At 38.7% G+C, this 12,669-nt stretch carries 12 protein-coding genes; 5 read left to right on the top strand and 7 right to left on the bottom strand.

What is annotated here, in order from left to right:
* Window positions 1–82: 82 nt before the first annotated feature.
* A complete protein-coding gene (locus Q0976_RS02055) occupies window positions 83–1,882 on the bottom strand; it encodes a prolyl oligopeptidase family serine peptidase (protein ID WP_299490417.1) in 1,800 nt (599 codons plus the stop codon).
* A gap of 371 nt (window positions 1,883–2,253) precedes the next feature.
* Here Q0976_RS02055 and Q0976_RS02050 point away from each other — a divergent pair, with 371 nt between their 5' ends.
* A complete protein-coding gene (locus Q0976_RS02050; protein WP_299490416.1) occupies window positions 2,254–2,703 on the top strand; it encodes a GNAT family N-acetyltransferase in 450 nt (149 codons plus the stop codon).
* Here Q0976_RS02050 and Q0976_RS02045 read toward each other — a convergent pair.
* The 3 genes from Q0976_RS02045 to mutY all read right to left on the bottom strand — a co-directional run bounded on the left by Q0976_RS02045 (window position 2,692) and on the right by mutY (window position 5,108).
* A complete protein-coding gene (locus Q0976_RS02045) occupies window positions 2,692–3,525 on the bottom strand; it encodes a phytanoyl-CoA dioxygenase family protein (RefSeq protein WP_299490415.1) in 834 nt (277 codons plus the stop codon). The genes Q0976_RS02050 and Q0976_RS02045 overlap by 12 nt on opposite strands.
* 237 nt (window positions 3,526–3,762) lie before the next feature.
* Entirely contained in the window at window positions 3,763–4,041 is a 279-nt protein-coding gene (locus Q0976_RS02040; protein WP_299490414.1) for an oxidative damage protection protein, read from the bottom strand.
* Between the two features lie 2 nt (window positions 4,042–4,043).
* Window positions 4,044–5,108 (bottom strand): A/G-specific adenine glycosylase, encoded by a 1,065-nt coding sequence (mutY, locus tag Q0976_RS02035; protein WP_299490413.1) that lies wholly within the window; start codon window positions 5,106–5,108, stop codon window positions 4,044–4,046.
* 439 nt (window positions 5,109–5,547) lie between these two features.
* Here mutY and trmB point away from each other — a divergent pair, with 439 nt between their 5' ends.
* The 4 genes from trmB to Q0976_RS02015 all read left to right on the top strand — a co-directional run bounded on the left by trmB (window position 5,548) and on the right by Q0976_RS02015 (window position 8,815).
* Complete coding sequence (gene trmB / locus Q0976_RS02030) at window positions 5,548–6,264, top strand: tRNA (guanosine(46)-N7)-methyltransferase TrmB (protein ID WP_299490412.1); 717 nt, start codon at window positions 5,548–5,550, stop codon at window positions 6,262–6,264.
* Window positions 6,265–6,286: 22 nt separating this feature from the next.
* The gene (locus tag Q0976_RS02025; protein WP_299490411.1) at window positions 6,287–6,613 is read left to right on the top strand and encodes a 50S ribosome-binding protein YggL; all 327 of its coding nucleotides are present in this window, start codon (window positions 6,287–6,289) and stop codon (window positions 6,611–6,613) included.
* Entirely contained in the window at window positions 6,613–7,527 is a 915-nt protein-coding gene (gene glsB, locus Q0976_RS02020; protein WP_299490410.1) for a glutaminase B, read from the top strand. Before Q0976_RS02025 ends, glsB begins: the two co-directional genes overlap by 1 nt.
* A gap of 343 nt (window positions 7,528–7,870) precedes the next feature.
* Window positions 7,871–8,815: a LysR family transcriptional regulator gene (locus Q0976_RS02015; protein WP_299490409.1), complete on the top strand. Its 945-nt coding sequence runs from the start codon at window positions 7,871–7,873 to the stop codon at window positions 8,813–8,815.
* A gap of 39 nt (window positions 8,816–8,854) precedes the next feature.
* Here Q0976_RS02015 and Q0976_RS02010 read toward each other — a convergent pair whose 3' ends face one another.
* The 3 genes from Q0976_RS02010 to rdgB form a co-directional block, all read right to left on the bottom strand.
* Window positions 8,855–10,726 carry a DUF885 family protein gene (locus tag Q0976_RS02010; protein WP_299490408.1) on the bottom strand — a complete coding sequence of 624 codons (1,872 nt, stop codon included), beginning with the start codon at window positions 10,724–10,726 and terminating at the stop codon, window positions 8,855–8,857.
* A 93-nt stretch (window positions 10,727–10,819) separates the two neighbouring features.
* Window positions 10,820–11,956 carry a radical SAM family heme chaperone HemW gene (gene hemW, locus Q0976_RS02005; protein ID WP_299490406.1) on the bottom strand — a complete coding sequence of 379 codons (1,137 nt, stop codon included), beginning with the start codon at window positions 11,954–11,956 and terminating at the stop codon, window positions 10,820–10,822.
* A complete protein-coding gene (rdgB, locus tag Q0976_RS02000) occupies window positions 11,956–12,555 on the bottom strand; it encodes an RdgB/HAM1 family non-canonical purine NTP pyrophosphatase (RefSeq protein WP_299490405.1) in 600 nt (199 codons plus the stop codon). Before rdgB ends, hemW begins: the two co-directional genes overlap by 1 nt.
* Between the last annotated feature and the right edge of the window lie 114 nt (window positions 12,556–12,669).

Below are 12,669 nucleotides of genomic sequence, written 5' to 3'. Positions count from 1 at the left end.
GGGTTGTTCACCCACTTTTTATATCTCTTAAAAGTGGGTGGCGATTTGCTTGTTACAATACGCTTGAGCTTTAGAAAACGATTTATTTAATTCTTATTCCAATCATGGTGTTGGAATGGACTTCAATATTATTAATATGAATTTCCTCTTCACTGATAGTGATTTGATCTTCTGCTAAAAACTTACCTTGTACCATGACGGTTACATCATCATTGAAGGATATGTTACTGCTTGTGAGTGTCAAAGAAGGATTTAATATTTCTTCTTCATTCATTCTTAATGCGGGATCGAGTACATCATTCTCTAATTTATTCAGATTGATTGTGATAGGTAAATGAGCCTGAAGTTTAGCTGCATCAAGATCAATTCCAATATTAGCGGCTCTAGAGGCATTAACATTGATGGCATTCAATATTGTTGTTTTTTCTGCCTCAATGGCTGCGGGTGTATCGGTCCAAGGTGTACTAGACGTTAGTTCTATCCAATGGTTTTTCTTATGAGTATCGGTATAGGTTTTAAAGAAAACACTCTTGGGGGACGCTTCTCTTTCATGTTGAGCAAAAAAGTCCATGACACCTAAAATGTGTTGAGGATTGTTTGGATCAATAGTACCAACACTGCCTGAGTCTATGCTATTGCCTATGAGTAAACTGGCGTCTTGAGCATGAGCAACATTTGCAGCAAAATGGTAACCCCATTGATAGGCATTTGGGTATTCTTCTGCTAGTTCGGTTAAGGTCGGAGTATGGCCAAAGCAAAGCCCTAAACTAGGAGCACCCGAGCAATCTGCCCAAGTATTATCGACTGTGATATGCCAGCCTTGTAATAATGCGTTAGGTGTATCTTGAATGTTAAGTGCAATAGGATCTGCTAATCCATGGCCGATAAAAATGGGAAGATTGTAAGCATTCTCGATTAAGAATCGGCCGCTGGTGATCCTATACATGGTATCAACAAGTGGACTGTCACCTGGAATACCACCCGTGATCCCTTCTTTACATGCTGCGGGCTCTGGACGAGTGGCATAGCCATCAAACATGTCCATGGGACCAGACATTGGGGCAATTGCGGCAAATTTATCAGGGTTTTTTAGGCCGATACTGTAAGTGCCTCTACCTCCCATAGAAAACCCAGTTAGGTAGATACGATCTGCATCTATATTATAGTTTTCTTGGGCCCAGATAATAGCATCAAGAATATCTTGTTCTCCAGGGCCGACATTAGGATCGTTACTGTCGACGTAGGCCCAAGATGGGGCTCCTGGAAAACACCCTTGTTTAGCTAAGCCCCAATGGCGTCCATCTGGGGAAATTCCAATCCAATTTCGATTTTCTAATTCACTGACTAAAGTATCATCTAGTTCACCAAAACCTCCACCACCGTGTAAATGGACAACTAAGGGGATTTTATCTTCAGTGGTTTCACTTGAGCTTATACTCTCGGGGACATATAGCACAGCCTCTATTGGCTCAGCATCGATAGAGGAATAGTAGGTAATATCCGTGGTTTTTTTATCAGCAGGTTCGATAACATTAATGGTTACACTGCTACTTGCATCACTATTATTACCTGTCGCATTAGCTGTGATGGTATGTTCGCCTATTGTTAATGCACTGGTTTCAATTATTGAGTTCCAGTTTTGACCAATTAAATTGGCTGTAACAGTATTGGTATTATCCACCGATACCGTTACAGACGTTGCGTTTAGGTATGAGCCAACCACGGTAATGGTTCCTTGTTCAACAAACTGATCTTGGGTGGGAGATATGATTGTGATACTTGTATCAATATCTTCAGCCATAATAGAGCTGGCGAAAGTCGTGCACAACATTATTACTGGCAGTTTTAAACTGGTCTTTGGGTAATTAATTAAAAAATTCATTTTTTCTCCATTCAGTATGACGGGTGACTGATAAAACAAAGATCCTATTTCAATGAATCTTATGTAAAATAGATTGTTAATAAAATTACTTTTGAATACTTAATGTTAATGATGTTTTGTAAATTTTGTATATGGTTATTTATGCAACGGGGTGGTCTATTTAGTGTATTGTTAAGGTGAATAATTGGATTTTTTTTGTGTTTGATCCAGAACAGACTATTTTGACTTAATCATGGTATCGTTATTAGTTTGTGTAATGATGGTGTTATTTTTTATGTATTGATGATTGATTTAATAGTAAGGTGTTAATTATAAGGTTTTGTTTTAATTATTTTTATATGGTATTTTAAACGATTTTTTGGAGGGGGTGGGTGTTATTTAGAGAAGCAGAATACGAAGATTTAAGTGACTTAGTTCAGATGTTATTTGATGATCCTTTGGGTCAATTACGGGAAGATGGCCATGTTCCAATAAATCCTGCCTATTTATTGGCTTTTGAAGCAATTTTAGAAGATAAAAATAATGAATTAATTATTGTTGAGGATAAAGGCGATATTTTGGGGATGTTACAACTGACTTTTATTCCTTATTTAACCCATATTGGTAGTTGGCGCTGTTTAATTGAAGGAGTGAGAGTACATAAAGCGCATCGAGGAAAAGGACTTGGAACGCAGTTTTTTAAGTGGGCGATTGCTCGAGCGAAGCAAAGGCAATGTCATATGGTGCAACTTACTTCAAATAAAGAGCGAGTCGATGCATTACGTTTTTATCAAAATTTAGGTTTTGAAGCGAGCCATGAAGGATTTAAATTACAGCTTTAATTGTTGTGTTTTGTTTTTAATATGTTGACTATTATGGTTATTTCTTGAGTGGGAAAAGCCCATTCCTTGCTGTTGTTTGATTGTTTCTTTATCTCTAAAGCTCATGAAGTACATTTTACGCCAGTGAGGGCTTGTATTGGCTTGTGAGCCATGAACAATACGCTCATTATGGATTGTCACGTCGCCTTTTTTAATGGGTAAATGGATAACTTTGTCATGGGGAAGACTACGAGATTCTTGGGCTTGGCAACACTCATTATGCTTTTGTTTCAATTGGTATTTACGTAATCTCGATTCGTAATTTGAATTAGAGATAACTTCCAAGCAACCATTTTCTAATGTGGAATCAGTGATAGCTAAAGAAAAGGTAGCAGTCCAAGGCTTTTCGGTTTTAGGCCATGATGTTAAGTCTTGATGCATGGCATATTTGGTTTGCATCTTATTGGGTTTTTTGGCAGAGAAATATTCAAGGTCGAGATCTGTTTTGCCTGAAGAGTAGAGTTGATCGGCAATACATTGAGCAACTTTAAAAAAGATATTGTTTTTTAATTCTGGCCGGTATTGAGATGGAAAAAGAGCAGTAATGAGCTCTAGCTGAGATATTGGAGTATTAAAGGGTTGTGATAAACCAGCAAAATCACGCCCCATTTGATGGCTTTCGTTACCCGATATGAAATGATCAAACCAGTATTCAAGTTCATTCACTTCATTTGTGAGTAGTATCTGGGGGAGTACTAGATAACCAAACTCATGAAAAAACTGAATATCACATGGGCTAATGTAATATTTATCATCAATTCGAATGTGATTTTTTGCAACCATTTTAAATCTCTTTGAAGATAGAGTGAAGTCAAAGTCCTTACTAATTAAAAGGGTAATATAGCGATTTTCGTTATTATACTAAAGCGTTGGTATAGTAAAAAATTGTATAAAAGTGTAACGAATTATTATTGATTAAGTTGCTTGTAGTATGGTTAAACGGAAGTTGAAATAATATTTAAGGTTTAATTTTTCTTTTAAAACAGCGCCTAACGACGCTGTTTTAAAAGAAAAGTAAGATTAGTCTTTTTTATCTTCAGGTACAAAGCCTTCTATTTCGACATCTTTTCCTTCAAATAAAAAGCGGATCATTTGCTCTTCAAGTAGTTTTCTATCATCTACGTTCATCATGTTTAGCTTTTTTTCATTGATAAGCATAGTTTGCTTTGCCTGCCATAAGGCCCAAGCTTCTTTACTCACATTATCGAAGATACGTTTACCCAGCTCACCGGGATAAAGCTGAAAACCAAGACCTTCAGCTTCTTTTTTCAAATAGACGCAATTGACAGTGCGAGCCATGATTATTCCTTATTTAAAATAGAACGTAAGCTGGCTAAAACTCTTTCAGTAGCTTGAGCCAAACCAACTTTTTGTGGATTGGGTAAGTTATACCAGAGTGAGGTGCTTTGTTCCATTACTCGATGATCTTTTTGCATTGAAATCGAGGCGAAAATGGGTTGAATATCGAGATGAAAATGACTAAATGTATGTCTAAATCCGGGTAATTCAGTTTTAGTTGTGAGGCTAATGCCTTCTTGTATTAGGTACTCATCGAGCGCTTTTTGAGTTTTAAATTCAGGAAAACACCAGAGTCCGCCCCAAATACCCGCTGGTGGTCTTTTATGAAGCAGTACTTTATCATGGTCGACCATTACCAATAGCCATGCGGCTTTCTCAGGGATCGTTTTTTTGGGTTTTTTACCTGGAAACTCATTTTGCCTGCCACTTAATTGTGCTTTACAGTCTATAGCAACAGGGCAAGCTGGACAGTTAGGTTTAGAGCGAGTGCAAATTGTAGCACCGATATCCATCATAGCTTGGTTGTACTTTTGCACACCTATGGAAGGAGTATATTGATGGCTGAGAGACCATAATGCTTGTTCTACGGGCTTTTTCCCTGGCCAACCTTCAATAATACCATGACGCGCCAATACTCTTTTGACGTTACCATCGAGAATAGCGTGATGTTGACCGAGTGATAACGATAAGATAGCGCCGGCAGTTGAAGGACCGATTCCTGGTAAATCCAGTACTTGTGGATATTGTGTTGGAAAATGACCGTTGAATTTGTCTCTGATCTGTTGCGCTGCTTTGTGTAGGTTTCTGGCTCTGGCGTAATATCCTAAACCGGTCCAAAAATGTAACACTTCATCTTGCTCTGCATTCGCTAGACTAAGCACGTCAGGAAAGCGGGTTAAGAATTGATTAAAATATGGAATAACAGTGGCTACTTGGGTTTGTTGTAGCATTATTTCTGAGATCCAGACTTTATACGGGGTTTTATTGGATTGCCATGGCAATTGTTTTCGGCCATGTAAGTCATACCAGTCGATAATTCGCTGGGAGAAAAGGGGAGTTGTTTTCATCCGCGCAGTGTAACTTTCACTGTTGGCTTTAACAAGGGGCAAATGATAGGACAGATTAATTCTGACGCAGGTTATTGAGTATAATTTTTATCATGTTTCATTTATAATGGCCCGTTTAAAACGCTGGGGATCCGTCTGTCGATAAGTGATACTTGAAGATGCGTGTTTTCAGAGTCTGTAAAAGGTTCTAATTCAAGGCGTACTCTATCGTAAAAGAAAAGCTGCAGAAATGCTTATTGCCTTTTAATCTGATACTTCTTAGATGCGGGTGATTTTACAGACTCCCAAGGGGCTGACTTTTATTAGTAAAGAGGAAAGCCTTTTAATTCCAGCTGAACCCTGCATCTTCAAGATCACGGGGATATATTACTTGCACTGTTCGATTAACTTTGGATAATGCCCTTTTTTAATCCTATTGTTATTTAGGCCGAGGACGCTAATGAGCGATGTGACTACCGCTGAGTTTAATGAAGAAGGTAAATACCTTCGAAAAGTGAGAAGTTTTGTTTTACGTGAGGGTAGGCTGACAAAAGGTCAAGCTCAAGCGATGGAGCAGCAATGGCCTATTATGGGATTAAGTTATACGCCTAAGCCCATTTCACTCGTTGATGTTTTTAAAAGAGAGGCTGATACCATACTTGAAATAGGTTTTGGTATGGGAGCGTCTTTGGTTGAAATGGCGAACGCTTCGCCCCATAAGAACTTTATTGGTATTGAAGTACATAAACCTGGAGTGGGTGCTTGTTTAGCCGATGCGGCAACTGCTGAAGTCTCTAATTTACGCGTATATCATCATGATGCCATTGAAGTATTAGAACATAGCATTGAAGATGGCTCACTGGCTGGTGTCCAACTTTTCTTTCCCGACCCTTGGCATAAGAAGCGTCATCATAAGCGCCGTATTGTTCAAGCTGAATTTGCGGAACTTATTCGGCGTAAATTAAAAATTGGTGGTGTTTTTCATCTTGCCACTGATTGGGAAAATTACAGCGAGCATATGTTAGAAGTCATGAATAATGCACCTGGGTATAAAAATCAGTCTACGACAGGTGATTGTGTTGTTAGACCTGAACATAGACCACTGACTAAATTTGAGGCTAGAGGTCATCGTTTAGGGCATGGTGTATGGGATTTAATGTTTGAGCGTATAAACTAAAATTTTTATAAGGAGTCAGAATATGGCCGCAAATCGCAGTCGTCGGTTACGCAAGAAATTGCGTGTTGATGAGTTTCAAGAATTTGGGTTTGATATCACTTGGACCTTTAATGATTCAGTGCCTGAAGAACAAATAGACATTATTGTGGATCAATTTGTTGATGATGTTATTGAACCTAGGAATTTAGGATTTCATGGCGGCGGTCATAAGGAGTGGGAAGGCATTATTGCCACGCAAACTATTGGTAAATGTACTGAAGATGATAGAGCTGCGGTGGCAGCTTTTTGGGATGATAAGGCGGTGAAGAACGTTGAAGTGAGTCCGCTTTATGATATTTGGTGGAGTTAATGCCTGAGTTGGCCTTGTTAGAGCAGGTTATGGATACTGTTCGGCCGCTACTTGGACAAGGAAAAGTTGCTGATTATATTCCGGCTTTAGCAAATGTGAATGCCAATAAGTTAGGTATTGCTGTCACATCAATCGATGGTACGACAGTAGGTGCAGGTGATTACCTTGAGCCTTTTTCTATACAAAGTATTTCCAAAGTATTTAGTTTAACCTTAGCATTATGTCACTATAGTGAAGATGAAATTTGGTCTAGAGTGGGTAAAGAACCTTCTGGTCAATCCTTTAACTCTTTAGTGCAAGTCGAACTAGAAAGAGGGTTACCACGTAATCCTTTTATTAATGCAGGTGCGTTAGTCATTGCGGATTTATTGCAATCTCGTCTTGGCGCACCAAAACATAGAATGTTAGAGGTGGTCAGAGGTTTATGTGGCAATTCTAGCATTAGTTACGATAAAAAAGTGGCGACTTCTGAATATCAACATAGTGCTCGAAATGCGGCAATTGCTTATTTAATGAAGTCTTTTGGTAATTTTAATAATGATGTTGATACTGTTTTACAAAGTTATTTTCATTATTGTTCATTGCGAATGAGCTGCGCTGATTTATCTCGAGCCATGTTATATCTTGCTAATGGTGGTAAGAGTGCTTCAGGTGAGCAGTTAATTACGAAAGTACAAACTCGTCAACTTAATGCATTACTGGCAACTTCGGGACTCTATGACGGGGCTGGAGAGTTCGCCTACCGTGTTGGAATGCCAGGTAAAAGTGGTGTTGGGGGCGGGATTATTGCTGTTATTCCTGGTGATCTATCAGTTTGTGTTTGGTCTCCTGAGCTCGATAAAAATGGTAATTCGTTGGCTGGGACTGCAGCGTTAGAAGCCTTGTGCCAAGCATTAGGTCGCTCTATTTTTTAAACTGATTGTAAACGGTCATACCGTGTAAAGCTCAATTATTTTGGGCTTTACCTCTCCTTTATTATTACTTTGTTTTGACTTTATCCCCACTTAATAATCATGTAATGTTTACATATAGTAGAGTATATTAGTTTGTTTTTACACTTATTTATGTGTTAATGAAATAGTTTGGTATACTAAAAATTGTTGTCACTGCTTATTCATATTGAGTTTACTTTTAGAAAGAGGATTTTTAAAGCAAGCTGTCACTTTGACGATACGTCAATGGGTTATCATAATATGGTATGAGTATACATAAGAATTAATGCATCTTTAGTGCTGTAAATACTTTAAGGCAATTTACATGTTAGAACTGTTGGAACCTATCGCTATTTTTACCCATGTAGCCCGAGCTGGCAGTTTTAGTGCTGCGGCAAGAAAGTTGGGTATATCTAAATCTAAAGTGAGTACACAAGTTGCCGATCTTGAGCATAAACTTGGTGTTCAGCTTATTCAGCGTACGACTCGGAGTTTAAGTCTAACAGAAGCGGGTGAGCTGTTATATTCTCAAGGAGAAGAATTATTAAGGGATGCAGATCAAGCAATCGCAAGTGTTCATAATTTAAATGACGCAACACGCGGTTTATTAAAGGTGGGTATTTCACAATCTTTTGGCTCTATGCATATCATTCCCGCTATTCCTAAATTTATGGAAATGCATCCTGAGTTAGAATTACAAGTGAGCCTATTAGATCATAAAGTTGATATTGTCAGTGAGGGGCTTGATTTATTATTGACTCTATCTGAGCAATTGCCTTTAGGTATGGTGGCGCGTCCATTAATGAAGTGTCAATTCTTATTAGTGGCATCGCCTGAGTATCTTGCTAAACATGGTCGACCAGCAAGGCCTGAACAGTTAGTTGATCATAATTGTCTTGTTTATCAAGGTGAATGGCATGAGCATAGTACATGGCAGTTTAAACAAGGTGATGATTATTGTGAAATAGGGGTATCAGGCAACTTTAGAATTGATAATGCTCCTGCGTTAAAGTCTGCCGCCATAAATGGTTTAGGCGTGGTTTATTTAGCCAGTTATTTACTTGAAGATGAGATTGAGAAAGGGACTTTAGTCCCTTTGTTGACCGATTGGCAATTGACTCAACACTTACCGCTTCAAGCGGTGTATCCTAGGCGTAAGCATTTAGCGCCTAAGGTCAGTGCTTTTATTGAGTTTATTAAAGGCCATATCGGTAGCCCGCCTTATTGGGATGAAAAATATAAAGAGCTGTACGCAAGAAGAAAACCATAAAATGAAAAAGGGGCTTTTTAAAGCCCCCTTTTTTAGCTTTTAACTTTTGCTTGCCTGAATCCAATTATTCACTTGGTCTTCCAATATATTCAATGGCAGTGCACCATTAGATAATATTAAAGTATGGAAGTCGCGAATATCAAATTGATCACCTAAGGCTTGTTTTGCTTTTTGGCGTAATTCAAGAATTTTCAACATGCCTATTTTATAAGCTGTGGCTTGTGAAGGCATGACGATATGGCGTTCAACCATCTTTATTGCATCGGATTCTGCATTAGGTGTATTGGTGACATAATATTGAATACCTTGTTCTCGAGTCCACTTCTTTTGATGGATCCCAGTGTCAACAACCAGTCGACAAGCTCGCCATAATTCCATGGATAAACGGCCAAAATCAGAGTAGGGATCGGCATAAAGCCCCATTTCTTTTGGGAAATACTCACTGTAGAGCCCCCAGCCTTCAATATATGCGGTATAGCCACCAAATTTTCTAAATTTTGGAATGCCTTCCAATTCTTGGGATATCGCAAGTTGCATGTGATGACCTGGAATACCTTCATGGTAGGCCAAGGCTTCCATTTGATATTTCGGCATGGCTTCCATTTTATACAAATTAGCGTAATAAATACCTGGGCGGGTGCCATCGGCTGAAGGTGCATTATAAAATGCTTTACCTGCTGATTTTTCTCTAAAGGCTTCGACTCTTTTTACCGTTAATGGTGCCTTGGGCTTAATTTTAAAGCTATCATCAAGTCTTAATGCCATATTATCGATGAGGGCAGTTGCATCATTTAAATAATCATTTTTACCTTGTTCTGTATCTGGGTAGTAAAATTCTTTACTGTTTCGCATGTGAACAAAGAAGTCTTGTAATGTACCTTTAAAGCCAACTTTTTTCATTATGACGCGCATTTCATCATGAATACGTTCAACTTCAGCTAAGCCAATACGGTAGATCTCATCAGCGCTTAATTGCGTTGTCGTCGTTTTGTTCAGTGCGGCATCATAAAAGTTATTCCCTTGTGGAAACTTCCATACACCCGCTTCATTATTACTGCGTTTACTGAGTTGATTGATATAGTTAATAAATTGGCTATAAGCGGGTTGTACTTTTTCTATCAATGCTTTTTTTGCCGAATCAAGTAAGGCTTGTTCTGTTCTATGGGGTAGCTTTAGTGCTTTGACTTTTTTATTAAAATCTTGCCACAGAACATTGGGCTCCTTTTTATCATATGGAAAGCCTGTGATGATATTTTGACTATCAGAAATGACATAAGGGAAAATGAATCTGGGTGCAATAATCCCTTTATTTGCTCTTACTCTCAGTTGACTTTCAACTTGATTTAACCGTTTTGGCATGGCATTTAAACGGCTAATATAGGCTTTAGCATCATCAAGGTTATCTATGGCATGATGATTGATAAGGAAAGAGACCATACCTGCATGAGAGCCACGCATTTGGCTAACGGGATAGTTATGATAACGCCACTTATCATTGGCAATTTGCTGTTTTAGCTTTTGGCTTAATAATTGGTAGCTGAGTAGAGTTTGACTATCGAGCTGTTGAGTCTCTATTTTATTTAATTGCAGCTGATATTGTTTAGCTCGTTTTAATTTTTCGTTATCTGCTGCCTCTCCCACATTCCCCCATTCTCCGTAATGGGTTTTCATTCCTAATCGAGTTTGTTCCATGGGATCGGTCATCAATTCTTCCATGAAAATAGTTTCAAAAAGCGCGTTGGCTTTTTCTGTTTCGTTTGTCATCTCATTAACAGCACTGTTATTCAGCGCGTTATTGGTAACACTTTGTTTATGGGGAGGAGTAACGCTATCTTGACTGGAAACCCCAGCGGCCATAAAGGTAAGCGAAATAGACAGAGCTAGAATGCTTAAATTAGTCGATGTCTTCATGATGGACCTTGTAATGTTTAATGACCACATGATAATAAAGCTCAAGCTTAATGTTGAGCTTTATTTGTTATTAAATGTTTCTAAATGTTACTTTTAACAGAATTGTGCCAGTAACTCATTAACAAACATATGGCCTTTTGGGGTTAAGGTCCATTGTGTTGGCTCATCGATTAATAAACCTTTGGTGGCGGCTTTTTCAATACCGGTTTGAATGCTGTTTCGACAAAGGCCCGTTCGTTGCTCAAACTCATCTTTAGGAATAGGGTGCATCAGCCTGAGGCGATTCATTAAATATTCCAGTGCTCTGTCTTCTTCTTCAATAATATGGGTGTTAAAAGTATAATCTTCAGCGGCAAGATAGCCTTTGGGGTGCTTAATTTTTACAGTGCGTAGTAAGGTATTATTCGTGAGATCAGTTATTTTACCGTGTGCGCCACAGCCTATTCCAAGATAATCACCAAATTGCCAATAATTAATATTATGTTGGCATTGAAATCCTGGTTTTGCGTAGGCGGATATTTCATATTGCTCATATCCTAATGCCGCTAATTTCTTTTGTCCTTGCTCGTAAATTGTCCACAGAGCCTCGTCATCGGGCAGTTGTGGTGGCTTGGAATGGAATAAGGTATTCGGTTCTATGGTTAACTGATACCAAGATAAGTGAGGCGGGTTCAGTTTTGCTGCAGTATCAATATCTGACATAGCTTCATCAAAGCTTTGATTGGGTAGACCGTGCATCAAATCAATATTAAAACTCTTATATCCTGCTTGTGCCGCTTTACTGGCGGCATTTCTGGCCTCTTCTTCACCATGGATCCGTCCTAAAAGGTTGAGCTTTTCTTTAGCAAAGCTTTGAACTCCAATGGATAAACGTGTAATACCTGCTTGCTGATAAGCAGTAAAATCGTCATGTTCTAATGTGCCAGGATTGGCTTCCATGGTGATTTCAATATTCTGTTTAAAAGGAATGAGTTGATTGACGCCTTTAAGGATACGTTTAATGTGTTGAGCATCAAATAACGAAGGTGTGCCGCCTCCAATAAAGATGGTGTCGAGCTGCCGCCCTTGTACATATTGAAGATCTTGTTTGAGATCATTTAATAAGGCATCCACATAATCTTGCTGTGGCAGAGCACTTTGTTGACCATGGGAATTAAAGTCACAATAAGGGCACTTTTGTACGCACCAAGGAATATGAATATAAAGGCTCAGTGGAGGCAAAACTAACATTAATTAATAAGCCCTTTATTTTTCATTTCAGTGATGAGCAAGGTCAGTGCCTTTCCCCTATGACTGAGTTTATTTTTTTCTTCACTGTTTAATTCTGCTGCTGTACATTCATGCTCATTAGGAATAAAAATGGGATCATAACCATGACCATTATCACCTTTAGGCTGAAAGCCTATAGAGCCTTCCCATTGGGCTTGGCAAATGATAGGACTGGGATCGGCGGCATGACGGAGATAAACCAGTACACATTGAAAGCGAGCTGTTCGTTTATCACAGTGAGTTAGTGCTTTGAGTAATTTATCAACATTTTTTGTCTCTGTTGCATTTTCGCCTGAATACCGAGCAGAGTAAATACCAGGCGCGCCTTGTAGAACATCAACTTCAATACCTGAATCATCAGCAATGGCGGCTAAGCCCGTTGCCTTTGCTGCATGTCTGGCTTTAATAATGGCATTTTCAACAAAAGTCGTTCCTGTTTCGGCTACTTCACTGACTTGAAATTGGCTTTGGGCTAAGACTTCGACACCGTAATGCTGCATCAATTGTGAAAACTCTTTAAGTTTTCCTTTATTACCACTGGCCAGTACGATTTTACTCATAGAAAAACACCTTTTTTGACATCACTATAAATGCATATTGAAAATACGGCGCAATGATAACGCGCAAGGAAGGATAAGGCGAGGTTTAGGTTATAGAAAACTGATGGTGCATTT

This window comes from uncultured Shewanella sp. (genome assembly GCF_947501665.1).
Classification (GTDB): domain Bacteria; phylum Pseudomonadota; class Gammaproteobacteria; order Enterobacterales; family Shewanellaceae; genus Shewanella.
Note: the sequence above shows the minus strand (reverse complement) of the source record. Positions and strands in the feature narration are given on the sequence as shown.